Source organism: Deinococcus actinosclerus (genome assembly GCF_001507665.1).
Taxonomy (GTDB): domain Bacteria; phylum Deinococcota; class Deinococci; order Deinococcales; family Deinococcaceae; genus Deinococcus; species Deinococcus actinosclerus.
In genome coordinates this window covers 2,871,518-2,892,411 of the sequence record NZ_CP013910.1, presented here as the reverse complement: position 1 = coordinate 2,892,411, position 20,894 = coordinate 2,871,518, and the positions used below count along the sequence as shown (strand labels likewise).

Below are 20,894 nucleotides of genomic sequence, written 5' to 3'. Positions count from 1 at the left end.
GCGCTGGGAAGCGCTTCCATTAATTCGTTCGTTTGACAAACAAAATTAGACAGGCGCAGCATACCCGTACACAAGCCCCACCACGACCCGCAGCCGAACCTGTCGGCTGACGCTCCCCCTGCGCCTTTTTCCATGCTGGCCCCACCCCGGCCACAGAGGACGCCCCATGCTGCACGCCGACTCCCACACCCCGGACACCCTGGACCTCGCGGCCATCCGCGCGCGGCACACGCTGCTGCTGCTCGGGCTGCTGTGGAACCGGGATCTGGCCCGCGTGGACATCGCCCGTGAACTGGGCCTCTCGCGCAGCGCGATCAGCTCCATCGTCACGGAGCTCATCAGTGTGGGACTGGTCAACGAGGTCGGTACGCGCGGAACCGGGGGTGTGGGCCGGCGCGCCACCCTGCTCAACCTCAACACCCGCGCCGCCGCGCTGCTCGCCATCGACCTGGGGGCCAGCCACGCCCGCGTGGACGCCCTGGACCTGCACTGCCGCACCCTCGCCAGCCGCACCGTGCCGCACGACATCTCGCGCGGGCCGCAGCCCACCTACGCCCTGCTGAAAGACCTGACCCGGCAGGTGCTCGCCGACGCGCAGCTGCACGCCGCGCAAGTCGCGCTGGTCGGCGTGGGCGTCCCGGGGCCCGTCGACCACGACACCGGCCGCGTCGTGCAGCCCCCCAACATGCCCGGCTGGGACGGCGAGAACGTCCGCGCCGCCCTGCAGGACGCCCTGAACCTCGAAGTCCTCGTGGACAACGACGCCAACCTGGGCGCCCTGGCCGAGGCCCGCTTCGGCGCGCACCGCGGCATTCAGGACCTCATCTACGTCAAGGTCGCCACCGGCATCGGCGCGGGCGTGCTGCTCGGCGGGCGCCTGCACCGCGGCACGCGCGGCGGCGCCGGCGAGATCGGGCACATCAGCATCAACGAGCAGGGCCCCGTGGGCCGCAGCGGCAACCCCGGCAGCCTGGAAAGCTACGCCGCCGCGCAGGTCATCGAGAACCACGCCCGCAGCCTGCGCCTCCAGGGACACCCCACTGACCTCCCCGACCCCATCACCATCGAGGACCTGCTCACGCACGCCGCGCACGATCCCCTGGCCCGCGCCGTGTGGGAGGAAGCCGGGCACCACCTGGGCGTGGCGATCAGCACCACCCTGAACCTCTTCAACCCGGCCGCCGTGATCATCGGCGGGCGGCTGGCGCAGGCAGGCGACGTGCTGCTGCGCGCCATCCGCGTGAGCGCCCAGAGCCGCACCATGCGCATCAACGCCGACCGCACCCGCATCGACCTGGGCACCCTGGGTCAGGACGCCGGCGTGATGGGCGCCGGAGCCATGATGCTCGATTCCCTCTTCACCCCACGGGGCCTGCCGCACCTGTACGGCATCGCCCGCATGAACCAGAACGCCCGTGACCTCGCGGGCAGCCGCGCCCCGCCCCCGGCCCCCCGGCCGACCCCCACCCTGAACGCACCCGTTTCACACGGAGGAACACCATGAAAAAAGCACTGCTGCTCGCCGCCGCCCTCGCCGTCACCACCAGCGCCTCTGCCGCTGGCAAACTGGAGATCTTCTCCTGGTGGTCCGGTGACGAGGGTCCCGCCCTGGAAGCCCTGATCAAGCTGTACAAGCAGAAGTACCCCTCCGTCACCGTGGACAACGCCACCGTCTCCGGCGGCGCCGGCACGAACGCCAAGGCCGTCCTGAAGACCCGCATGCTGGGCGGCACGCCCCCCGACTCCTTCCAGGCGCACGCCGGTCAGGAACTCATCGGCACCTGGGTCGTCGCCGGGCGCATGGAAGACCTCAGCAGCCTCTTCAAGAGCGAAGGCTGGGACAAGGTGTTCCCCAAAGACCTCGTCAAGCTGATCAGCACGAACGGCAAGCCCTGGAGCGTGCCCGTGAACGTGCACCGCAGCAACGTCATGTGGTACAACCCCGCCAAACTCAAGGCCTGGGGCGTCACCGCGCCCAAGACCTGGCCCGAATTCCTCAAGACCTGCTCCACCCTGAAAGCCAAGGGCGTCGCCGCGCCGCTGGTCGTCGGTGAGAACTGGACCCAGCAGCACCTCTGGGAGAGCGTCATGATCGGCACCCTCGGCTCCGCCAACTGGGAGAACCTGTGGGCCGGCAAGCTGAAGTTCACCGATCCCAAGGTCGTGGGGGCCTTCACCACCTTCGGCAAGGTCATGGACTGCGCCAACAAGGACGCCAGCGGCCTGAGCTGGCAGCAGGCCAGTGACCGCATCATCGACGGCACCAGCGCCTTCAACGTCATGGGCGACTGGGCCGCCGGGTACTTCACCACCACCAAGAAACTCGCCCCGAACACCGGCTTCGGCTGGGCCCCCGCCCCCGGCACCACCAAGACCTTCGTGATGCTCGCCGACTCCTTCGGTCTGCCCAAGGGCGCCAAGGACCGCGCCGAGGCCCTGAACTGGCTGAAAGTCCTGGGCAGCAAGGCCGGCCAGGACGCCTTCAACCCCCTCAAGGGCTCCATCGCCGCCCGCACCGACAGCGACCTGAGCAAGTACAACACGTACAGCAAGAGCGCCGCCGCCGACTGGAAGAGCAACAAGATCGTGGGCAGCATGGTGCACGGCGCCGTCGCCCCCGAGAGCTTCACCAGCGCCTTCGGCGCGATCATCGACCAGTTCGTCGCCAGCAAGAACAGCGCCGCCGCGGCCGCCGCCGCGCAGCAGCTGGCCGTGCGCGCCGGCATCAGCAAGTAACGCACCAGCCAGCGGTGCGCGGAATTCGGATGCGCGGTCAGCCGCGCGCCGCTTCCCGCGCACCGCCCCTGTGAAAGGAGGCCCCGCATGAAAGGCCTGAGTAAAGACCGCCTGTGGTCCATCGCCGTCCTGACGCCCAGCATCATCCTGATCGCGGTGTTCGTGTACGGTTTCATCGCGCGTAGCGTGTACGTCAGCATGACCGACTGGGGCAACGACCCCGCGCAGGCCCTGGCGCTGAACCCGATCATCCGCTTCACGGGCTTCGCCAACTACCAGGACCTGTTCACCGGATTCCTCCAGGGGCGCTTCCGGCAGGAACTCGTCAGCACCATCTTCTTCACGCTGTTCTTCATCCTGGGCTGCCTGGGGCTGGGCCTGGGCCTCGCCCTGATCCTCGACCGCAACCCGCGCGGGGAAGGACTGTGGCGCACCATCTTCCTGTTCCCCATGAGCCTGTCGTTCATCGTGACCGGCACCATCTGGCGCTGGATGCTGCAACCCCAGGGCGGCCTGAACCAGGCGCCCACCCTGTTCGGCGCGCAGCCCAGCACCTTCGCGTGGCTGAGCAGCACCGACGCCATCTGGAAATTCGACTGGAACAAGCTGCCGCTGCTGACCGCCAGCGTCGTGGGCCTCGTGCTGGTCGTCATGGCCGTGCGCGCCGCGCGGAGCGGGGACCGCACCCGCACCCTGGTCGCGGGCGGGTGCGCCGCGCTGCTGTTCCTGTGGGCACTCATCATCGGGCCGAACATCAAGATGCTGCCCGCCCCTGAACTGCACGGCTTCAACTTCGCATTGATCGGCATCATCATCGCCGCCGTGTGGCAGATGAGCGGCTACACCATGGCCCTGTACCTCGCCGGTCTGCGCGGCATCCCCGAGGAACTGCGCGAGGCCGCCAAGGTCGACGGCGCGAACGACCTCGGCATGTACCAGCACGTGATCTTCCCGCTGCTGGCCCCCATCACCCTGAGCGCCATGATCGTCCTGGGTCACATCAGCCTGAAGATCTTCGACCTCGTGTACGCCATGGCGGGCCCGGACAACATCAACACCAGCGTGCCCGCGCTGAACATGTACCTCACCAGCTTCCGGCAGAACCAGTTCGCGCTGGGCGCCGCGATCGGCACCATCCTGCTGATCCTCGTGGCGTTCGTGATCGTCCCGTACCTCAGCTCCCAGTTCCGCACCGAGGAGGGCCACGCATGACCGCGAACGCCCCCGTGAACGCCCCGGCCGCCGCCCCCACCGCCGCGCCCCGCCGCCCCATCAAGCCCGGCCGGGTTCTCATGTACGCCCTGCTCGTGCTGGCCGCGCTGTTCTTCCTGGTGCCGGTGTACCTGCTCGTCGCCACCGCGCTGAAAAGCCCGGACGACATCAACCTCTCCACCACCTGGCACTGGCCCGCCGCGCTGAACTGGGCGAGCTTCAGCGACGCCTGGAGCAAGATCGGCGGCAACGTCCTGAACAGCCTGTTCTTGGCCGTCACCGCCACCCTGTTCAGCGCCCTGCTGGGCAGCCTGAACGGCTACGCCCTGAGCAAGTGGAAGTTCCGGGGCGCCAACACCCTGTTCGCGCTGATGCTCTTCGGGATGTTCATCCCGTACCAGGCCGTGCTGATCCCGCTGTTCCAGTTCATCAAGAGCCTCGGCCTGTACGGCAGCATCTGGGGCCTGATCCTGGCGCACGTCGTGTACGGCATTCCCATCACCACCCTCATCTTCCGTAATTTCTACGCCGACGTGCCCGACGCCCTGATCGAGGCCGCCACCATCGACGGCGCGGGCTTCTGGCAGATCTACGGCCGGGTCATCTTCCCGATCAGCATCCCCGGCTTCGTCGTCGTGATCATCTGGCAGTTCACCCAGGTCTGGAACGAATTCCTGTTCGCCGCCACCCTGACCAACACCACCAGCCAGCCCGTCACGTACGCCCTGTCGCAGCTGGCCGGGGGACAGGCCGTCAGCTGGAACCTGCCCATGGCGGGCGCGATCCTCGCCGCACTCCCCACCCTGCTCGTGTACATCCTGCTGGGCCGCTACTTCGTGCGCGGCCTGCTCGCCGGGTCCGTCAAGGGCTGAACCCACACCCGCTCCGCGCGCCCCGCACTCCGGTGTGGGGCGCGCTGTCTATGTTCACTTCACCTGCGCCACGTGCCGTCCCTTGCCGCTGCGTCCGATCCTGCCCTCGCGCATCAGCAGCCCCAGCAGGCTGTACGAGAGGTAGTCCTTCGAGCCGCCGCCGTAGTCGCTGCGCAGGCCCAGCAGGCTGGCCACCTCGGCGTTTTTCACGCCGCCCGGGTTGGCCTGCGCGAACTCCAGCACGGCGTCCTTGAGCAGCGTCAGGCCCACCTGCGCCTTCTCCGGCACGCCGGCGGGCACGGTCAGGCCGGGCCGCTCCTTGCCCCCCAGACCCGAGGGCAGCACGGTATTCGTCAGGAGGCCGCCGCTGGCCTGCGTGCCGAACGCCGCGATCAGTTTCGCTTCCAGCCGCAGCGCCTCGGGTTCGGTCAGGTGCTCCACCAGATAGCTCACGAGGACCTGCGCGCCCGCCCCTTCGATCTCGCGGATGCGGTCACCCTTGGGGGTGTGGTCCGGGCGGATCAGGTGATCGTGGGCGCGCGTGCCGGTGCCCTTGCCGATGTAGAAGGGCCGCGCCGGATGCTGGCGCGGGTCCTTGAGGGCGTACACGTAGTACGGCTTGTCCGGCGTCACCTGGGCGTCCCGATCATCCGCTCCAGCATGCCAGGTCCGGGCCCCTGACCGCGCCGCACCTCCGCTTACCCGCGCATGACGAAGTGTTCGATGATGGCGTGGTGGTCCTCAAAGAACAGTTCGGGGCTGGCCAGGATGTCGCTCAGGGGCATCCAGAGGGCCTCGCTGGCGTCGCTGCCGCCGCTGAGGCGTGGGAGCTGCCCGATGCCGAGGTCGAAGTGGAAGGCGTGGGTGATGGTGCGGCCGCGCAGGCTGCGGTCGGGGTAGTCGAAGACCGCCTGGGCGCGCAGCGCGGCTTTCAGGTCAAGGCCGCTGCCCAGGCCGGTTTCCTCCTGCACCTCGCGGACGCAGCAGTCGAGGAGGTTTTCTTTCTGCTCCAGGAACCCGCCGGGCATGGCGAGGCGGCCCCGGCCGGGCAGCCCGCCGCGCCGCACGAGGAGGACGTGGCCGCTGCGGGTGATGACGGCGTCGGTCGTGACGAAGATGGGGGGGTAAGGGGCGTCCTTCCAGGCGGCGCGGTAGCGGGCGAGGTACTCGTACTCGTCGCGCAGGTCGCGGTAGTCGGGGGTGGTCTGGAAGGAGGTCAGGAAGGCGTGGACGGCGGGGGGCACCATGCCCTGCACGGTGTCCAGGTGCCCCTCGAAGTAGGCGCGGCGGACGTCGGTGGCGCTGAGCGGACTGACGACGTGGGTGGGAATGAATTCCCAGGCGGGGAAGGAGCGCAGGTAGTAGCTGCTCTCGTCCTTGATGTGGCCGATGAGGGCGACATCGCTGCTGCCGCGCGTGTGGGCGGTCACGCCGGCCTGGACCTCGCTGAGCCACAGGGCCTCGTTGTAGTAGTAGTCGCGGACGTGCACGAACAGCACGCGGGTTTTTGGGATGCCGGCGCCCTGGAGCATGGCGCTGATGAGGTCCTGGCGTTCCTCGGCGGTGAAGGGGTTCTTGATGTTGCGCGCGGCGCGGGCGCTGCCGATGACCACGATGAGCTTCTGCACGCTCTGGAGCGCTTCGAGCATCACGGCGAGGTGCGCGGCGTGGGGGGTTCGAAGCGGCCGATGTACACCCCGAAGGTGCGGCGGCGGCGCGGGGTGGGGGAGGGAGTGCTGGGCGCGGTCATGCTCCTCACGTTGACATACAGCAACCATGAAAAACATGAGTTATCAAGGGAAGAGACTTGAACTGGGTGCAGTCGCCTCATCTGCCCGGACGCCCCCGCACCCGGCAGCGTACGCTGAGGCATGACCCGCACCCTGCTGGCCGCCACCCTCCTCCTCTCCCTCACCGCGCCCGCTGTCGCCGGGGGCGCCGCCGCGCCCGTCACGCAGGTGCAGCCCGCCACGCCCGCCGCCGTCATGGCCGCCCTGAAAGCCGCCGGGTACAAGGTCACCATGGAACCCGCCCAGGCCGACCGCGACCCCACCATGACCTTCACGAGCGGCGGGCACGAGGTCCAGGTGTGGCTCAGCTCCTGCAAGAACGGCGTGTGCAGCCGCGCCACCGCCAGCACCTCCTGGGACTACAGCGACGCCGGGGAACTCGACACCGGCCTCGTGAACGAGTGGAACGGCAACTACTACACCCAGGCCTACACCTACGAGGGCAGCTATTACCTCGACAGCACCCTGGCCATCCGCGGCGGGTTCACGCAGGCCACCGTGAAGGCCTGGATCGCCGATTACCTGGACGACGTGAGCGCCTTCGAGGACGAACTGCCGGGCGACTGAAACCGCCGCGGACGGCGCGCGGACGTAAAGGAATTCCCCAGGCCAGTTCAAGAGGCCTGAACAGCCGACCCCACTGTGCGGTGCGCGCGCCGCGCAGACTGAAGGTCTGATGGCAGACCTCAAACACCTGGGCCAGCAGACGGCCAGCACCCTGAAAAGTGGCGTGGACGACGCGCAGCAGGCCGCCGCCCACGCCACCCGACACGCCGCGCCCTGGCTGGAAGCCCTGGCCCGCTTCGGGTACGCCAGCAAGGGCGTCGTGTACGGCACCGTCGGCCTGCTGGCCCTGAGCGTCGCGCTGGGCCGCGGCGGGGCCACCACCGACACGAAAGGTGCCCTGCTGCGGCTCCAGGACCTGCCCGCCGGGACGCTGCTGATGTGGCTGCTCACGCTGGGCCTGATCGGCTACGCGCTGTGGCAGCTGATCCGCGCCGCCCTGGATCCCGAAGGGCAGGGGCATGAAGCCAAGGGGATCGTCAAGCGCGCCGGGTACACCTTCAGCGGCTTCGCGAACCTCGGGCTGGCGTTCTTCACCGCCCGGCTCGCGCTGATCGGGAATGCCACCCGCTCGCAGAACAGCGAGGAGCAGGTGGCGGGCACCGTCCTCAACCTCCCCGGCGGGCAGCTGTGGCTGGCGCTGGGCGGCCTGATCCTGCTCGTGATCGCGGGCAGCCAGCTCTACACCGCCTACGGCGCGAAATTCATGAAACGGGTGGTCTTCACCGACCTGCCGCAGCGCACCTGCGACCTCCTGAAACGCACCGGGCAGGTCGGCATCGCCTCGCGCGGCGTGCTGATGGTCATCATCGGCGTGTTCGCGCTGCTGGCCGCGTGGCACCGCAAGGCCAGCGAGACCGTGGGGATCAGCGAGGCCCTGACCTGGCTGCGCACCCAGCCCAGCGGCAACCTGCTGCTCGGCGCCGTGGCGCTGGGCACGCTGTGCTACGGCGTGTGGTGCGTCGTGCAGGCCCGCTACCGCCGCATCCGGATCGAGGGCGCTGCCTGACCCATCCCGGTCCGGCCGGTCCGGCGTGGTGAGAGAATGCCCCGCATGGCACCCAACCCCAGCCGTCAGGTGGCACTGATCGCCCACGACAAGAAGAAACTCGAACTGGCCCTGTTCGCGCTGAACCACCGCGCCGTACTGGGCCAGTTTCATCTGGTCGCCACCGGTACCACCGGCGGCATTCTGGAAAAACAGACCGGCCTCCAGGTCGAGCGGGTGCTGTCCGGCCCGCTGGGCGGCGACCAGCAGATCGGCGCCCGGCTGGCCGAGGAACGCGTGCTGGCCGTATTCTTCTTCCGCGACCCCCTGACCGCCCAGCCGCACGAGCCCGACGTGAGCGCCCTGGTGCGCCTGTGCGACGTGCACGACATCCCGCTGGCGACCAATCCGGCCAGCGCCGAGGCGCTGATGCTGTGGCTGCGGGAACAGCTGGACCCCTGACCGCCCCGCACCCCGCCAGCGGCGCCCCTGACAGGTGAATGCGTTCAGGCGGCCCAGGTGGTGTGATGACCCCAGATGTGGATCAGTCTTCCCTGCGGCAACCCGGACGCCCTGAGCCGGACGGAACGTCAGCACTGGGAACGCGAACTGAGCCGCGCCGACCACCAGAGCCGTCAGGCCCGCGACACCGGGAACGACCCGCACCTCGCGGCCGCCCTGCTGACCCGGGGCGCCGCGCTGAACCGCCTGGGGCGCTCCCGTGAGGCCCTGGACGCCCTGCTGGAGAGTGTCGCCTACCTGGGACACGACCCGTACACCCAGGCCTGCGCGTGGCGGGAAGCGGCCTGCGTCCACCTGAACCTCGCCAACGACGCCGAGGCGCAGGAGTACCTGGCGCTGGCCCTGCGCCTCGCCCGGGACGCCAGCCACCTCACGTTGCAGCTGGACCTGCTCGACGATCTGGCGGCCCTGCACGCCGCGCTGGGTGACGTGCACGCCGCCTGCGATACCCTGCGCGCCAGCCTGCACCTGCGCCGCCAGCACGCCCAGCCCGGCCTGACCCGCACCCTGGTGCGCCTCACCCTGACCGAACTCGACCTGCCCCCCCCGGAGCGCCCCACCGAGGCCCTGACCGGGCACACCCGGGAACTCGCGGCCCTGGCCCCCCACGATCCGCTGGGTGGCGAGAGCTGGGCCGCCCTGGCCCACGCCCACCTGCACCTGGACGACCCGCAGGCCGCGCTGCACGCCGCCGCCCAGGCCGATCCGCTGCTGAGCGCCAGCGGCCAGACCCGCGCCGCCCTGAGGGTCATGGCCGACCACGCCCGCGCGCACCTGCGCCTGGGCCAGCCCGACCAGGCCCGGCACCTGCTGGAGGCCGCCCTGCGCGACCCGGCCGCGCCCACCCACCCGCAGGAACACGCCGCGCTGCACCTGGCTGCCAGTGAACTGTACGAACAGCTCGGAGAGTACGCGCGGGCGCTGCGCCACCACCACCAGTACCACCAGCTGGACCGGGACGAGCGCCGCGCCCACCAGCGCGAACGCACCCGCGCCGCCCAGGCCCGCGTGGCGCTGGACGTGACCCGCCACGAAACCCGGCTGCACCGCCAGCGCAACGACGAACTGGAGGCGCTCGTGCAGGCCCGCACGCAGGAACTGCGCCGCAGCCAGCGGGCGGTGATCGACCTGCTCGCCAGCGCCGCCGAATTCCGCGACGCCCCGCTGGGCCCCCATACCCGCTGGGTGGGCGACGCCACCACCGCCGTGGCCCTGCACCTGGGCTGCGCGCCGGCCCACGCCGAGGAACTCGGGCTCGCCGCGCGCCTGCACGACGTGGGCAAGATCGGCATTCCCGACGCCATCCTCCTCAAGGCCGGCCCCCTCACCCCGCAGGAACGCGAGACCATCGCCAGTCACACCAGGCTGGGCTCGCAACTGCTCACCCAGCCCGGCGCGGCCGACGGCGGGCCGCTGCTGCGCCTCGCCGCGCAGATCGCCCTGTCCCACCACGAATGCTGGGACGGCAGCGGCTACCCGCACGCCCTGCGCGGCCCCGATATCCCCCTGGGCGGGCGGATCGTGCGGGTCGTGGACACCTTCGACGCCCTGGTCAGCGCCCGCCCCTACAAACCCGCCTGGACGGACGCCGAGGCCCTGAGTCACCTGCGCCAGCACGCGGGCACCCTGTTCGATCCGGCGTGCGTGCAGGCCCTGGGCGACCTGCACGCACGCGGCGGGCTGCCCGCCCGCGACGGCACCTGACGGCACTGCCGCGGGCGCTCTACACCCGACCCCACAGTCAGGTGGCTTATATTGAACTCATGCGCGCCCCCGCGACGCCCTCCCTGACGTCCGGTCTGCTGACCGACGTCGGTCGGCAGCGGCAGGGCGGCGTGAACCAGGACGCCGCCCTGGCCCTGGACCTGCCCCAGGGCGGCCTGTACGCCGTCGCCGACGGCATGGGCGGCCACGCCGCCGGGGAACTCGCGGCCAACCTCGCCCTGGACGCCCTGAGCCAGCACTACCTGGACGGGCGCGGCGCGCCGCCGCACCGGCTGGCCCAGGCGGTGCAGGCCGCGAACCTCGCCGTGCTGCGCCACGCGGTCGGGGAGTACGTCGGCATGGGGACCACGCTGCTGGCCGCCCTGATCGACCGGGGCGCCGTGCTGATCGCGCACGTCGGGGACTCGCGCGCGTACCTGCTGCGCGGCGGGGAACTGCACCGCCTGACCGAGGATCACTCCTGGGTGGCCGAACAGGTGCGCCTGGGCCACATGACCGAGGCCGAGGCGCGCGACCACCAGTGGCGCAGCGTCGTCAGCAACGCCCTGGGCGGCGAGGAGCGCGTGCGGCTGGAACTGCACGGCCTGCCCACCCAGCCCGGCGACCGCCTGCTGCTGTGCAGTGACGGCCTGAGCAGCGTCGTCACGGATCAGGAGCTCTGCGCGATCCTGGCCCGTCCCCTGCCGCCCGACACCATCACCCGCCTGCTCGTGAACGCCGCGAACGACGGCGGCGGCCCGGACAACATCACCGCGCTGATCGTCGACATTCACCGCGACGCGCGCCTGCCCGGCTACGCCCTGCCCCCCCGGCGCGAGGACGGGCCCATGTACGTCGACGTGCTCCTGACCACGCAGCGCGGCAACAGCCTGATGACCTACCTGCTGCTCATGATCGCGTACTTCACGCTGCTGGGCATCATGCTGGTGCCCGAACGGCGCAGCCTGATCGGCCTGCTGGGCACCAGCCTACTGCTCGTCCTGCTGATCGGGCAGCGGCTCACGCAGCGGCGCCGCACGCAGCACCCGCTGGGCGCGCCCGCCGCCACGCTGGGCGTCCCTGCCCCGGCCAGCCCGCGCGAGAGCGTCAGCCAGCCCCGCTAGGCGCCCGCCGCCGGGTATGCTGCCACGCATGAAAGACATCATCCAGACCCCGGACGCCCCCGCCGCGATCGGCCCCTACAGCCAGGCCACCGTCTTCGGGAACCTGGTCGTCACCAGCGGCCAGATTCCCCTGACCCCCGACGGCACCCTGGTCGAGGGCGGCATCACCGAGCAGACCGAGCAGGTCATCGCGAACCTGAAAGCCGTGCTGGCCGCCGCCGGCACCGACCTCGCGCGGGTCGTGAAGACCACCGTGTTCCTGGCCGACATGAACGAGTTCGCCGCCATGAACGCCGTGTACGAGACGCACTTCCCCGCCCCGTACCCCGCGCGCAGCACCGTGCAGGTCGCCCGCCTGCCCCGCGACGTCCGCGTGGAGATCGAGGTGCTGGCCGAACGCCACTGACCGCTGTCCACCAGTTGAGGGTCAACGGGTCCAGGAGGGTGTGCCTCGGGCCCGTTGACCCTCCGCCCTTTCCTACAGGCCGTACAGGTCCGTGTACTTCCCGCGCAGGTAGGCGAGGTACGGCGCGGCCGTCATCTCCTGCCCGGTCGCGCGCTGCACCAGTTCGTTCGGTGTGAACGTCCGCCCCGGCGCGTACACGTGCTCGCGCAGCCAGCCGTGCAGGCGCCCGAACTCTCCGCGCGCGATGTCCCCGTCCAGGTCCGGGTTCGCCGCCCGGGCCGCCGCGTAGAACTGGGCGCTCAGCACATTGCCCAGCGTGTATCCCTGGAACACCCCGCCGATCCCGCCGCTGAACCAGTGCACGTCCTGGAGCACCCCGTCCGCGTGACTGGGCGCGCGCAGGCCCAGGTTCGCCTCGTAGGCCGCATGCCACGCGTCCGCCAGATCGCAGACCGCCAGCGAGCCGCCCAGCAGCTGCCGCTCCAGCTCGTAGCGGGTGATCACGTGCAGGTTGTACGTCAGCTCGTCCGCGTCCGTGCGGATCAGGCTGCGGCGCACCACGTTCACCGCGCGGAACATCTCCTCCTCCGTCACGTCACGCAGCTGTTCGGGGAAGGCGTCGCGGAAACGCCCGAACTGCCCCGCCCAGAACGCCCGCGAGCGACCCACCAGGTTCTCCCACAGCCGCGACTGGCTCTCGTGCACCCCGGCACTCACGCCGCCGCCCAGCGGGGTATCCAGCAGGTCCTCCGCCACGCCCTGCTCGTACAGCGCGTGCCCCACCTCGTGCAGCGTGGAGTACAGCGCGTCCGTGGGGTCCGCCAGTTGCGCCCGCGTCGTGATCCGCACGTCCCGCGCGCCCAGCCGTGTCATGAACGGATGCGCCGTCAGATCCTGCCGGCCCCGCGTGAAATCGTACCCGTACAGCGCCCCGATCTCCTCACCCAGCCGCAACTGGGTGGGAATCGGGTACTCGCGCGCCAGGAAATCCATGCGGGGCGCCGGGGCCGCCGTGACCGCGTCCACCAGCGGCACCAGCTCGCGGCGCAACTCGGCGAACACCGCGTCCACCTGCGCGGCCGTCATCCCCTCATCCGAGGCGTCCACGAAGACATCCATCGGATCCGCGAACTCCGGGAAGAACGCGGCGCGCTGCACGCTCAGGTCCAGCGTCCGCTCCAGCAGCGGCACCACTCGCGCCCAGTCGTTCGCAGGCCGCGCCTCCACCCACGCCGCGTAACTCTCACCGGCATGCTGCGCCGACGCCTGCACGAACTCACCCGGCAGGCGCGTCGCCCGCTCGAAGTCCCGCCGCGCCACCGTCAGCATCCGCGCCTCCGTGGGCCCCAGATCCAGCGCGCCCGCCGCATCCAGCAGCCGCCCATACCCCGCGTCCGTCGCCCGCGCGTGCCGCAGGCCCGACAGCAGCGCCCGCTGCCGCGCCCGCCCCGCCGCCCCCCCACGCGGCAGGTACGTACTCTGATCCCACCCCAGCAGCGCCAGGGTTCCGCCCAGGTCCGCCAGCTCCTGCCAGTGCGCCCGCAGGGCCACCCACGTCTCATGCTGTGTCATCCCGCGCAGCCTACCGCGCACCCAGCCGGATGGCCTGCGCCACCTGGCCGATGCCCAGTCCCCCCGCCCCGCGCAGACTGGGCGCATGACCGACCGCGCCCTCTCCAGACGCCTGTCGTACCTGCTGCGTCACGCCCCGCACGAGGCCGGACTGACCCTCGCGCCGGGCGGCTGGGTGCCCCTCGCGCCACTGCTCACGCACCTGAACGTCACCCGCGCGCAGGTCGAAGCCGCCGTGACTCACTGCGACAAACAGCGCTTCAGTCTGCGCGGCGACCACATCCGCGCGAACCAGGGGCATAGCGTCCCCGTTGACCTGCAACTCGAACCGGCCACGCCGCCCGCGCTGTTGTACCACGGCACGCACCCCGCGGCGCTGGAGGCCATCCGCCGTGAGGGCCTGCGCCCCATGAACCGCCACCACGTCCACCTCTCCGGCGACCCCGACACCGCCCGGCGGGTCGGCGCGCGGCGCGGCTCCCCCGTCATCCTCACCATCCGCGCAGGGGAGCTGCACGCCGCTGGACTGACGTTCTTCGTCAGCGAGAACGGCGTGTGGCTGGTGGACTGCGTGCCGCCCGCGTACATCGGCGGTGCATAAGGCCTGAAAGCGCAGTACGGTGACTGGCGTGCTGAACGGCACAAATCAGGCCGATCTACAGGGGTTGACGCGGCCTGCATACCGGGGTATCCTTTTCTTATCACCGCCGAAGAAGGCGGGTTTTTTATTTTTGGGCTGTTTCGCGCGTGGTGGCCCCAGCCCACATCCCCAGGGGTGACGGGGGGAGCAGGCGCTGCACTGGGCAAGAGATTTGACTGGCGCGGCGGGTTTGGGTTCGGCGGTGACGGGTCCGGCCTCGACGCCATCCTGCCGTTACGGTGGAAGGCCCGGACAGCCGGTGGCAGTCTGCGGTCGGGGCGTGGGGGGGCGGTGCGGGCTGCTGATCAACTGTGTACGGGGTGGCTTCGGCTGGGGCCCGGGTCATCTGTGGGCGCGCGGTTTCCATCTGCGGGCTACCCTGCCCTCATGGATCTCGCTGCTGCCCGCGCCGCCCTGCACTCTGCCACCCGCGTTGCCGTGCTGACCGGCGCGGGCGTCAGTGCCGAGAGCGGCATTCCCACCTTCCGGGACGCGCAGACCGGGCACTGGGCGCGCTTCCGGCCCGAGGACCTCGCCAGTCCGCCCGCGTACCGCCGCGATCCCGAGATGGTCTGGGAGTGGTACGCGGGCCGCTACCGCGACGTGCTCGCGGCGCAGCCGAACGGCGCGCACGACCTGCTGGCACGGCTGGAGGCGCAGAAGGGGCCAGGGTTCTTCCTCGCCACGCAGAATGTGGACGGCCTGCACCACCGCGCGGGCAGCGGCACGCACGGCGGGCAGGTCGTGGAACTGCACGGCAACCTCCTCAGCGGCCGGGACGAGGTGACGGGGCAGACGTTCCCCCTCCCCGCGCCCGCCGAACTGGTCACGCCGCCCACCTCCCCGCTCGGGAACCGCATGCGGCCCAACGTCGTGTGGTTCGGCGAGTACCTGCCGGAGGACGCCCTGGAAGCCGCGCAGGACGCCTTCGCCGCCGCGCAGGTCGCGCTGGTCATCGGCACGAGCGGCGCCGTGTATCCCGCCGCCGGACTGGCCGCCGAAACGCTGCGGCGCGGCGGAATCGCCATCGAGATCAACCCCACCGAGACCGAAATCTCACACCAGATGACCTACGTCATCCGGGACGTCGCGTCACGCGGACTCGCCGCACTGCTGGGATGAAAGTCCACCCGCAGCGCAGCCACGTGAAAGGCCCGGCCAGTACCCCACCCGCCCCGGCGCGAATCTGGGGCCTGCTCGCCAGCGAGGCCGACCGCGTGGTGCTGTTCCGGCGCGCCCCCACACGCTGGACGCGCGTGTACCTGTGGGACACCGCCACTGACACTCTGACGTCCGGATCGTGGTTCCACGGGCGGCTGTACGAGTGGATGAGCGACCTCTCGCCCGACGGCGAGCACCTGCTGTACACCGCGCGGAACGAATCAAAGCAGCAGCAGGCGCTGGCAATGGAACGCTACGGCGTCAGGATGTGGAGTTGGACGGCCCTGTCGAAACCGCCGCAGGTGCACGCCATCGGCCTGTGGAACGCCTCGGACGGCTGGAGCGGCGGCGGCGCGTTCCAGGACTCACGCACGATCCAGGTCAATCACACCGACTTGACGAAACAGCAACTGATCCGCCCGCCGGGGTTCACCGTCGTGCCTACTCAGGGAGGAGGGCGGGTCGACACCGTCCGGCATGCCCTGCGCCGCACCGGCTGGCACGTCACGCACGAGCCCGAGCAGTGGATCGGCATGGGTGAAGCGCACCCGTTCACGCTGCGGAAGAGGTCACTGGAACTGAATTTCATCTGTGATCAGCGGTATCACCGCTTCGTCCGGTACCGCTGGCTGGCGGACGGCCCAGCACCCGATCTGGAGGGTGCCACCTGGGCCGACCTCGACCGTCGGGGGCGGCTGCTGGTCGCCCGCGCCGGACGGGTGTTCATCTGGCACGGGGGGCAGGAGACGGAACTCGCGGACCTGAATGCCGACCAGCCGCTCCGCCCGGCTCAGCCCGCGTAGGGATTAGGGCGCGCGGCCTCCTGCGCGAGCCACTGCGCCCAGGTGCGGCCCACGCCGCTCAGGTCGGGACGGGTGAGGGGCGTGAAGCGCCGCGCGGCGGGGACGGGCAGGATGCGGGTGCGCACACCAGTCGCGTCGGCCCAGGTGCGGGCCAGTTCCGGCAGTGGGATGACCTGTGGGCCGACGATGTCCGGCGCGCGACCCTGCGGCGCCCCCAGCGAGACGGCGGCGATCTGCGCGGCGGCGGCGCGGACGTCCACGGGCTGGAGGGGCAGGCCCGGCAGGGGCAGCAGCGGCGCGCGGTTCAGGCGCGAGAGCATGAACGCCACGAACTCGTGGAACTGCGCGGCGCGCACCACCGTGAACGGCACGCCGCCCGCCGCGACCAGCGCCTCGGTCTGGGTCTTGGCGCGGTAGTACGGGAAGGCCCGCACCTGATCACACCCCACGATGCTTACGTACACGACGTGCCGCACGCCCGCCTCCCGCGCCGCCGCGAGGAGCACGCCGGTCATCTCGAGGTCCGCCTGGGGCCGCGAGGGCTGGCTGGCCGCGTGGATGACGGTGTCCACGCCGCGCAGCGCCTCCGCGAGGCCCGCGCCGGTCTGGAGGTCACCCTGCCGGAACGCGGGGCGGGGGTCGGCGTGGCGGGACAGGACGCGCACGTCCGCGCGGCCCTCCAGGGCGGGCGTCAGGGCGCGGCCCAGTACGCCGCTGCCTCCGGTCACGAGGATCGTTGTCATGGGGTGGCCTCCAGCGGCGCGGAAAGGGGGAGAGGGGGCGTTGCTGCGTTCAGCAGACGCCATCGCGCGTGGCGGATTGTCCCCCGGCAGGTGTCTGATCTCCCCCACAGTCTGGGGGGAGGAGGGTGCTAGCTTCAGAGCTGGCCCGCTTCCGGGTGGGCCGACTTCCTTCGGGGCAGGGTGAAATTCCCTACCGGCGGTGATGTCGCTTCACGGAGCGAGCAGAAGGCTCGTCCTGCTGAACTGGCTCAGCCCGCGAAGCCCGCGCAGATTGCACCACGCGCAGGCCCGATCTGGTGGGAATCCAGAGCCGACGGTGTTATGGCGCGCAGAGACGCTCAGGCGGATCAAGCAAGGCGAGGGGCCGTCCCTGAGCCTGTGGCCCATTCAGTCCGGATGAGAGAAGGAGGAACGCTGCCTGCCCCCCAGCAGGCGGCGACAGACCATGTATGAAGTGAATGCTCCACCCGCAGGGGTGGCGGCGGCACTGCCGGTCGACGAGCGATTCATGACGCTCGCGCTGGTGGAGGCTGCCAGAGGACTGGGCCGCACGGCGCCGAATCCCCCCGTGGGCTGCGTGATCGTGCAGGCCCGTACCGATCAGGACGGCGAGGTGGTGGGGCGAGGCTTCCACCCCAGGGCCGGTGAGCCGCACGCGGAGGTGTTCGCCCTGCGGGACGCGGGCGAGCGGGCTCGCGGCGCGACGGTATACGTGACACTGGAACCGTGCAGTCATCACGGGCGCACGCCGCCCTGCGCGGACGCGCTGATCGCGGCGGGCGTGCGGCGCGTGGTCGTGGCGGCGCTGGACCCGAACCCGCTGGTGGCGGGGCGCGGCGTGCAGCGCCTGCGGGACGCCGGGATCGAGGTCACGGTGGGCGTACTGGAGGCCGAGGCCGCGCGGCAGCAGGCGGGCTTCCGCAGCGCAGTGGTGCGGGGTCGCCCGTGGGTGGTGGCGAAGTACGCCATGACCCTCGATGGCAAGGTGGCCGCGCTGAACGAGGGCAACGGCGCGGTCAGCGGCCCGCAGGCCCGGGAGCGCACCATGCGCTGGCGCGACGAACTGGACGCCATCGCGGTCGGCAGCGGCACATTGGGCCTGGACGACCCGGCCCTGACGACGCGCGGCGTGCCGGGGGGCCGGGACCCGCGCCCGGTGGTGTTTGACCGCCGCGCGGCGAGCGATCCGCAGGCCCGCGCGTGGCGCGACGGTGCCGTCCTCGTGACCGCTCCGGACGCCGACGCGGCCGCGCACGAGGCCGCCGGGATCACCGTGCAGCGCGCCGCATCGCTGCCGGACGCCCTGAGCGGACTGGCGGGCCTGGGGATCGGCAGCGTGCTGCTCGAAGGCGGCCCGACCCTCCTGAGTGCCTTTCTGGCGCAGGGACTGGTGGACGAGGTGCGGGTCTTTCTCTCCCCGAAACTCCTGGGCGCGGGCCTGAGTCCCCTGACTGGTCCCGCGCGCCCCATGCACGAGGCGCAGGCCTTGCACGAAGTCACGGTCGAGACGCTCGGCCCGGACGTCCTGATCACCGGCCTGCTGCACGCCATCCCGCGCGTCTGAGCCTTCCTTCCCCGTGGAGGGGGAGCGAGTGCGCTCCTGCCTCCACCCGAGGTCACTCCATGTTTACTGGAATCATCGAACAGGTCGGGCAGATCGCCCGCACCACCGAGAACGAGGGCAACCTGACCGTCACCATCCAGCCCGCCCGCATGTGGGCGGATGTGGAACTCGGCGAGAGCATCGCCGTGAACGGCACCTGCCTGACCGTGACCACCTGGGACGCGGCGGGCTTCACCGTGGACCTCAGCCGCGAGACGATCGCCAAGACCGCGCCCCATTGGCGCGAGGGCACGAAGGTGAATCTGGAGCGCGCCATGACCGCCCAGGCGCGCTTCGGCGGGCACGTGGTCAGCGGGCACGTGGACGGCGTGGGCACGGTCCTGCGCGTGGACGCCCAGCCCGGCGCGTACACCATGACCGTGCGCGCCGCGCCGCACCTCGCCCGTTACCTCGTGCCGAAGGGCAGCGTCACGGTGGACGGCGTGAGCCTGACCGTCGTGGACGCGGGCGGCCCGGCGGGCAGCCGCGCCGACCTGCGCCCGGACGAGTTCACGCTGTGGCTCGTGCCGCACACGCTGGAGGTCACCACCCTGCACACCTGGGCGGCGGGCACGCAGGTGAATCTGGAGGCCGACCAGATGGCCAAGTACGTCGAGCGGCTCATCCTGATGCGCGACTGGACGCCCGAACAGGCGGAGCAGGAGGTGGGCGCATGACGCTGGCCTCCATCCCTGAACTGCTGGCGGAACTGCGCGCCGGGCGACCCGTGATCCTGGTAGACGACGAGCACCGCGAGAACGAGGGCGACCTGCTGATGCCCGCTGCGACCGCCACGCCCGAGTGGGTGAACTTCATGGCGCGCGAGGGGCGCGGCCTGATCTGCGTGACCCTCACGCCGGAGCGGGCGCGCGCGCTGGACCTGACGCCGATGGTGGGGCAGAGCAGCGATCCGAACGGCACGGCGTTCACCGTCAGCGTGGATCACGTCAGCAACTCCACCGGCATCAGCGCCTTCGACCGCGCCGCCACCATCGCCGCCCTGATGGACGACGCGGCCAAACCCACCGATTTCCGCCGCCCCGGCCACATCTTCCCGCTCGTCGCGCGGCCCGGCGGGGTGCTGCGCCGCGCCGGTCACACCGAGGCGGGCTGCGACCTCGCCCGGCTCTCGGGCTTCGCGCCCGTCGGCGTGATCTGCGAGATCATGGGGGACGACGGCGAGATGAGCCGCCTCCCGGACCTCCTCGCATTCGGTGAACGGCACGGCCTGAAGGTCGGCAGCATCGAGGCCCTCATCGCGTACCGCATGGAACACGACCCCTTCATGCAGCTCGTGGCGGAGGCGCGGCTGCCCACCGAGTACGGCGAGTTCCGCCTCGTCGGCTTCGAGGACACCCTCAGCGGCGCGGAACACGTCGCGCTCGTCATGGGCGACGTCACCCCCGAGCCCCTGCTCGTGCGCGTGCACAGCGAATGCCTCACCGGGGACGGCTTCCACTCGCTGCGCTGCGACTGCGGCCCGCAACGCGACGCCGCCATGCAGGCCATCGCCGCCGAGGGCCGCGGCGTCCTCGTGTACCTCCGGCAGGAAGGGCGCGGCATCGGCCTGCTGAACAAGATCCGCGCCTACCACCTCCAGGACGGCGGCGCGGACACCGTCGAGGCGAACCTGCAACTGGGTTTTCCCGCCGACGCCCGCGACTTCGGCATCGGCGCTCAGATGCTCCACCTCCTGGGCGCGCGGCAACTGCGCGTCCTGACGAACAACCCCCGCAAACTCCACAGCTTGGGCGGCTTCGGCCTGGACGTCGTCGAACGCGTGCCCCTGCACGTCGGCCGTAACGAACACAACACCGCCTACCTCAGCACCAAGGCCGCCAAACTCGGCCACCTCGGCACCGACGGCAGCGGCGACTGAGAATCCCTCAGTCCATTTCGCGGCCAGTCCACGAGCCGAGGGACACCTCGTTACCCCACGCATAGCCCACAGCCCAGCGCTCATAGCCCTTCCGAAGGAGAATCACCATGAACCGAATCGAAGCCAATCTGCTTGCCACCGACCTGAAGTTCGCTGTTGTCAGTACCCGCTGGAATCACCTGATCGTGGACCGTCTGGTGGAGGGGGCGGAGCTGGCGTTCGTGCAGCACGGCGGGAAGACCGAGAACCTGGATCATTTCCTCGCGCCGGGCAGTTACGAGGTGCCGCTGATCGCCCGCAAGCTGGCGGAGTCCGGGAAGTACGACGCGGTGGTGTGCCTGGGCGCCGTCATCAAGGGCGATACGGACCACTACGATTTCGTGGCGGGCGGCGCGGCGAACGGCATCCTGAACACCAGTCTGCACACCGGGGTGCCCGTGGCGTTCGGCGTGCTGACGACCGACACGGTCGAGCAGGCCCTGAACCGCGCGGGCATCAAGGCCGGGAACAAGGGCGCCGAGGCGGTCCTGGCGATGGTCGAGACCGTGAACCTGCTGAAACAGATCGGGTAAACG

21 protein-coding genes and 1 riboswitch are annotated in these 20,894 nt (G+C 70.7%); of the genes, 17 read left to right on the top strand and 4 right to left on the bottom strand.

Going from position 1 to position 20,894, the window contains the following annotated elements; all coding sequences use genetic code 11:
• Positions 1-166 precede the first annotated feature (166 nt).
• The 4 genes from AUC44_RS14210 (at position 167) to AUC44_RS14195 (ending at position 4,820) form a co-directional block, all read left to right on the top strand.
• Positions 167-1,504 (top strand): ROK family protein, encoded by a 1,338-nt coding sequence (locus AUC44_RS14210; RefSeq protein WP_062159303.1) that lies wholly within the window; start codon positions 167-169, stop codon positions 1,502-1,504.
• Positions 1,501-2,736, top strand: coding sequence for an ABC transporter substrate-binding protein (locus AUC44_RS14205; protein WP_062159302.1), 1,236 nt, complete (start codon positions 1,501-1,503; stop codon positions 2,734-2,736). The genes AUC44_RS14210 and AUC44_RS14205 overlap by 4 nt, the downstream gene beginning before the upstream one ends.
• Positions 2,737-2,823: 87 nt before the next feature.
• Positions 2,824-3,948 carry a carbohydrate ABC transporter permease gene (locus AUC44_RS14200; protein ID WP_062159301.1) on the top strand — a complete coding sequence of 375 codons (1,125 nt, stop codon included), beginning with the start codon at positions 2,824-2,826 and terminating at the stop codon, positions 3,946-3,948.
• Positions 3,949-4,028: 80 nt separating this feature from the next.
• Positions 4,029-4,820 carry a carbohydrate ABC transporter permease gene (locus tag AUC44_RS14195; protein WP_335338701.1) on the top strand — a complete coding sequence of 264 codons (792 nt, stop codon included), beginning with the start codon at positions 4,029-4,031 and terminating at the stop codon, positions 4,818-4,820.
• A gap of 54 nt (positions 4,821-4,874) precedes the next feature.
• Here the strand turns inward: AUC44_RS14195 and AUC44_RS14190 are convergent, their stop codons facing one another.
• Together AUC44_RS14190 and AUC44_RS14185 are read right to left on the bottom strand one after the other, a co-directional pair.
• Positions 4,875-5,453 (bottom strand): GIY-YIG nuclease family protein, encoded by a 579-nt coding sequence (locus tag AUC44_RS14190; protein WP_062159299.1) that lies wholly within the window; start codon positions 5,451-5,453, stop codon positions 4,875-4,877.
• 65 nt (positions 5,454-5,518) lie between these two features.
• Positions 5,519-6,469 carry a bifunctional nicotinamide-nucleotide adenylyltransferase/Nudix hydroxylase gene (locus AUC44_RS14185; protein ID WP_335338673.1) on the bottom strand — a complete coding sequence of 317 codons (951 nt, stop codon included), beginning with the start codon at positions 6,467-6,469 and terminating at the stop codon, positions 5,519-5,521.
• A 222-nt stretch (positions 6,470-6,691) separates the two neighbouring features.
• On the opposite strand from AUC44_RS14185, the gene AUC44_RS14180 reads away from it, so the two are divergent.
• From AUC44_RS14180 to AUC44_RS14155, 6 genes are all read left to right on the top strand, one after another.
• Positions 6,692-7,177 (top strand): YbjN domain-containing protein, encoded by a 486-nt coding sequence (locus AUC44_RS14180; RefSeq protein WP_062159298.1) that lies wholly within the window; start codon positions 6,692-6,694, stop codon positions 7,175-7,177.
• A 109-nt stretch (positions 7,178-7,286) separates the two neighbouring features.
• Entirely contained in the window at positions 7,287-8,183 is an 897-nt protein-coding gene (locus tag AUC44_RS14175; RefSeq protein ID WP_082689084.1) for a DUF1206 domain-containing protein, read from the top strand.
• Between the two features lie 45 nt (positions 8,184-8,228).
• Positions 8,229-8,624, top strand: coding sequence for a methylglyoxal synthase (locus tag AUC44_RS14170; protein WP_062159297.1), 396 nt, complete (start codon positions 8,229-8,231; stop codon positions 8,622-8,624).
• 75 nt (positions 8,625-8,699) lie between these two features.
• The gene (locus tag AUC44_RS14165) at positions 8,700-10,388 is read left to right on the top strand and encodes an HD domain-containing phosphohydrolase (protein WP_062159296.1); all 1,689 of its coding nucleotides are present in this window, start codon (positions 8,700-8,702) and stop codon (positions 10,386-10,388) included.
• 59 nt (positions 10,389-10,447) lie between these two features.
• Entirely contained in the window at positions 10,448-11,512 is a 1,065-nt protein-coding gene (locus AUC44_RS14160) for a PP2C family protein-serine/threonine phosphatase (RefSeq protein WP_062159295.1), read from the top strand.
• A 28-nt stretch (positions 11,513-11,540) separates the two neighbouring features.
• The gene (locus AUC44_RS14155) at positions 11,541-11,918 is read left to right on the top strand and encodes a RidA family protein (RefSeq protein ID WP_046844003.1); all 378 of its coding nucleotides are present in this window, start codon (positions 11,541-11,543) and stop codon (positions 11,916-11,918) included.
• A 72-nt stretch (positions 11,919-11,990) separates the two neighbouring features.
• Here AUC44_RS14155 and AUC44_RS14150 read toward each other — a convergent pair whose 3' ends face one another.
• On the bottom strand, positions 11,991-13,490 hold the full coding sequence (locus AUC44_RS14150; protein WP_062159294.1) for a carboxypeptidase M32: 1,500 nt from the start codon (positions 13,488-13,490) through the stop codon (positions 11,991-11,993).
• An 85-nt stretch (positions 13,491-13,575) separates the two neighbouring features.
• Here AUC44_RS14150 and AUC44_RS14145 point away from each other — a divergent pair, with 85 nt between their 5' ends.
• The 3 genes from AUC44_RS14145 (at position 13,576) to AUC44_RS14135 (ending at position 16,094) form a co-directional block, all read left to right on the top strand.
• A complete protein-coding gene (locus AUC44_RS14145) occupies positions 13,576-14,091 on the top strand; it encodes an RNA 2'-phosphotransferase (RefSeq protein ID WP_062159293.1) in 516 nt (171 codons plus the stop codon).
• Between the two features lie 426 nt (positions 14,092-14,517).
• On the top strand, positions 14,518-15,252 hold the full coding sequence (locus AUC44_RS14140) for a Sir2 family NAD-dependent protein deacetylase (protein ID WP_062159292.1): 735 nt from the start codon (positions 14,518-14,520) through the stop codon (positions 15,250-15,252).
• Positions 15,249-16,094, top strand: a complete 846-nt coding sequence (locus tag AUC44_RS14135) for a hypothetical protein (protein ID WP_062159291.1) — start codon at positions 15,249-15,251, stop codon at positions 16,092-16,094. The genes AUC44_RS14140 and AUC44_RS14135 overlap by 4 nt, the downstream gene beginning before the upstream one ends.
• Here AUC44_RS14135 and AUC44_RS14130 read toward each other — a convergent pair.
• Positions 16,082-16,837, bottom strand: coding sequence for an SDR family oxidoreductase (locus tag AUC44_RS14130; protein WP_197408549.1), 756 nt, complete (start codon positions 16,835-16,837; stop codon positions 16,082-16,084). The two genes, AUC44_RS14135 and AUC44_RS14130, sit on opposite strands and share 13 nt — an antisense overlap.
• Before the next feature lie 162 nt (positions 16,838-16,999).
• Positions 17,000-17,249: riboswitch (FMN riboswitch) on the top strand.
• 96 nt (positions 17,250-17,345) lie between these two features.
• Between AUC44_RS14130 and ribD the strand changes: the two genes are divergently transcribed.
• The 4 genes from ribD (at position 17,346) to ribH (ending at position 20,891) form a co-directional block, all read left to right on the top strand.
• Positions 17,346-18,401 carry a bifunctional diaminohydroxyphosphoribosylaminopyrimidine deaminase/5-amino-6-(5-phosphoribosylamino)uracil reductase RibD gene (gene ribD / locus AUC44_RS14125; RefSeq protein ID WP_062159875.1) on the top strand — a complete coding sequence of 352 codons (1,056 nt, stop codon included), beginning with the start codon at positions 17,346-17,348 and terminating at the stop codon, positions 18,399-18,401.
• Between the two features lie 59 nt (positions 18,402-18,460).
• The gene (locus tag AUC44_RS14120) at positions 18,461-19,117 is read left to right on the top strand and encodes a riboflavin synthase (RefSeq protein WP_062159289.1); all 657 of its coding nucleotides are present in this window, start codon (positions 18,461-18,463) and stop codon (positions 19,115-19,117) included.
• Positions 19,114-20,319, top strand: a complete 1,206-nt coding sequence (locus tag AUC44_RS14115; RefSeq protein WP_062159288.1) for a bifunctional 3,4-dihydroxy-2-butanone-4-phosphate synthase/GTP cyclohydrolase II — start codon at positions 19,114-19,116, stop codon at positions 20,317-20,319. Before AUC44_RS14120 ends, AUC44_RS14115 begins: the two co-directional genes overlap by 4 nt.
• 107 nt (positions 20,320-20,426) lie before the next feature.
• Complete coding sequence (gene ribH / locus AUC44_RS14110) at positions 20,427-20,891, top strand: 6,7-dimethyl-8-ribityllumazine synthase (RefSeq protein ID WP_062159287.1); 465 nt, start codon at positions 20,427-20,429, stop codon at positions 20,889-20,891.
• The last annotated feature ends 3 nt before the right edge of the window (positions 20,892-20,894 follow it).

Excerpts from the sequence above, each read along its gene's own strand:
- AUC44_RS14210 (WP_062159303.1), top strand. The coding sequence starts at position 167 with ATGCTGCACGCCGACTCCCACACCCCGGACACCCTGGACCTCGCGGCC.
- AUC44_RS14205 (WP_062159302.1), top strand. The coding sequence starts at position 1,501 with ATGAAAAAAGCACTGCTGCTCGCCGCCGCCCTCGCCGTCACCACCAGC.
- AUC44_RS14200 (WP_062159301.1), top strand. The coding sequence starts at position 2,824 with ATGAAAGGCCTGAGTAAAGACCGCCTGTGGTCCATCGCCGTCCTGACG.
- AUC44_RS14195 (WP_335338701.1), top strand. The coding sequence starts at position 4,029 with ATGTACGCCCTGCTCGTGCTGGCCGCGCTGTTCTTCCTGGTGCCGGTG.
- AUC44_RS14185 (WP_335338673.1), bottom strand. The coding sequence starts at position 6,469 with ATGCTCGAAGCGCTCCAGAGCGTGCAGAAGCTCATCGTGGTCATCGGC.
- AUC44_RS14180 (WP_062159298.1), top strand. The coding sequence starts at position 6,692 with ATGACCCGCACCCTGCTGGCCGCCACCCTCCTCCTCTCCCTCACCGCG.
- AUC44_RS14175 (WP_082689084.1), top strand. The coding sequence starts at position 7,287 with ATGGCAGACCTCAAACACCTGGGCCAGCAGACGGCCAGCACCCTGAAA.
- AUC44_RS14170 (WP_062159297.1), top strand. The coding sequence starts at position 8,229 with ATGGCACCCAACCCCAGCCGTCAGGTGGCACTGATCGCCCACGACAAG.
- AUC44_RS14165 (WP_062159296.1), top strand. The coding sequence starts at position 8,700 with ATGTGGATCAGTCTTCCCTGCGGCAACCCGGACGCCCTGAGCCGGACG.
- AUC44_RS14160 (WP_062159295.1), top strand. The coding sequence starts at position 10,448 with ATGCGCGCCCCCGCGACGCCCTCCCTGACGTCCGGTCTGCTGACCGAC.
- AUC44_RS14155 (WP_046844003.1), top strand. The coding sequence starts at position 11,541 with ATGAAAGACATCATCCAGACCCCGGACGCCCCCGCCGCGATCGGCCCC.
- AUC44_RS14150 (WP_062159294.1), bottom strand. The coding sequence starts at position 13,490 with ATGACACAGCATGAGACGTGGGTGGCCCTGCGGGCGCACTGGCAGGAG.
- AUC44_RS14145 (WP_062159293.1), top strand. The coding sequence starts at position 13,576 with ATGACCGACCGCGCCCTCTCCAGACGCCTGTCGTACCTGCTGCGTCAC.
- AUC44_RS14140 (WP_062159292.1), top strand. The coding sequence starts at position 14,518 with ATGGATCTCGCTGCTGCCCGCGCCGCCCTGCACTCTGCCACCCGCGTT.
- AUC44_RS14135 (WP_062159291.1), top strand. The coding sequence starts at position 15,249 with ATGAAAGTCCACCCGCAGCGCAGCCACGTGAAAGGCCCGGCCAGTACC.
- AUC44_RS14130 (WP_197408549.1), bottom strand. The coding sequence starts at position 16,837 with ATGACAACGATCCTCGTGACCGGAGGCAGCGGCGTACTGGGCCGCGCC.
- ribD (WP_062159875.1), top strand. The coding sequence starts at position 17,346 with ATGACGCTCGCGCTGGTGGAGGCTGCCAGAGGACTGGGCCGCACGGCG.
- AUC44_RS14120 (WP_062159289.1), top strand. The coding sequence starts at position 18,461 with ATGTTTACTGGAATCATCGAACAGGTCGGGCAGATCGCCCGCACCACC.
- AUC44_RS14115 (WP_062159288.1), top strand. The coding sequence starts at position 19,114 with ATGACGCTGGCCTCCATCCCTGAACTGCTGGCGGAACTGCGCGCCGGG.
- ribH (WP_062159287.1), top strand. The coding sequence starts at position 20,427 with ATGAACCGAATCGAAGCCAATCTGCTTGCCACCGACCTGAAGTTCGCT.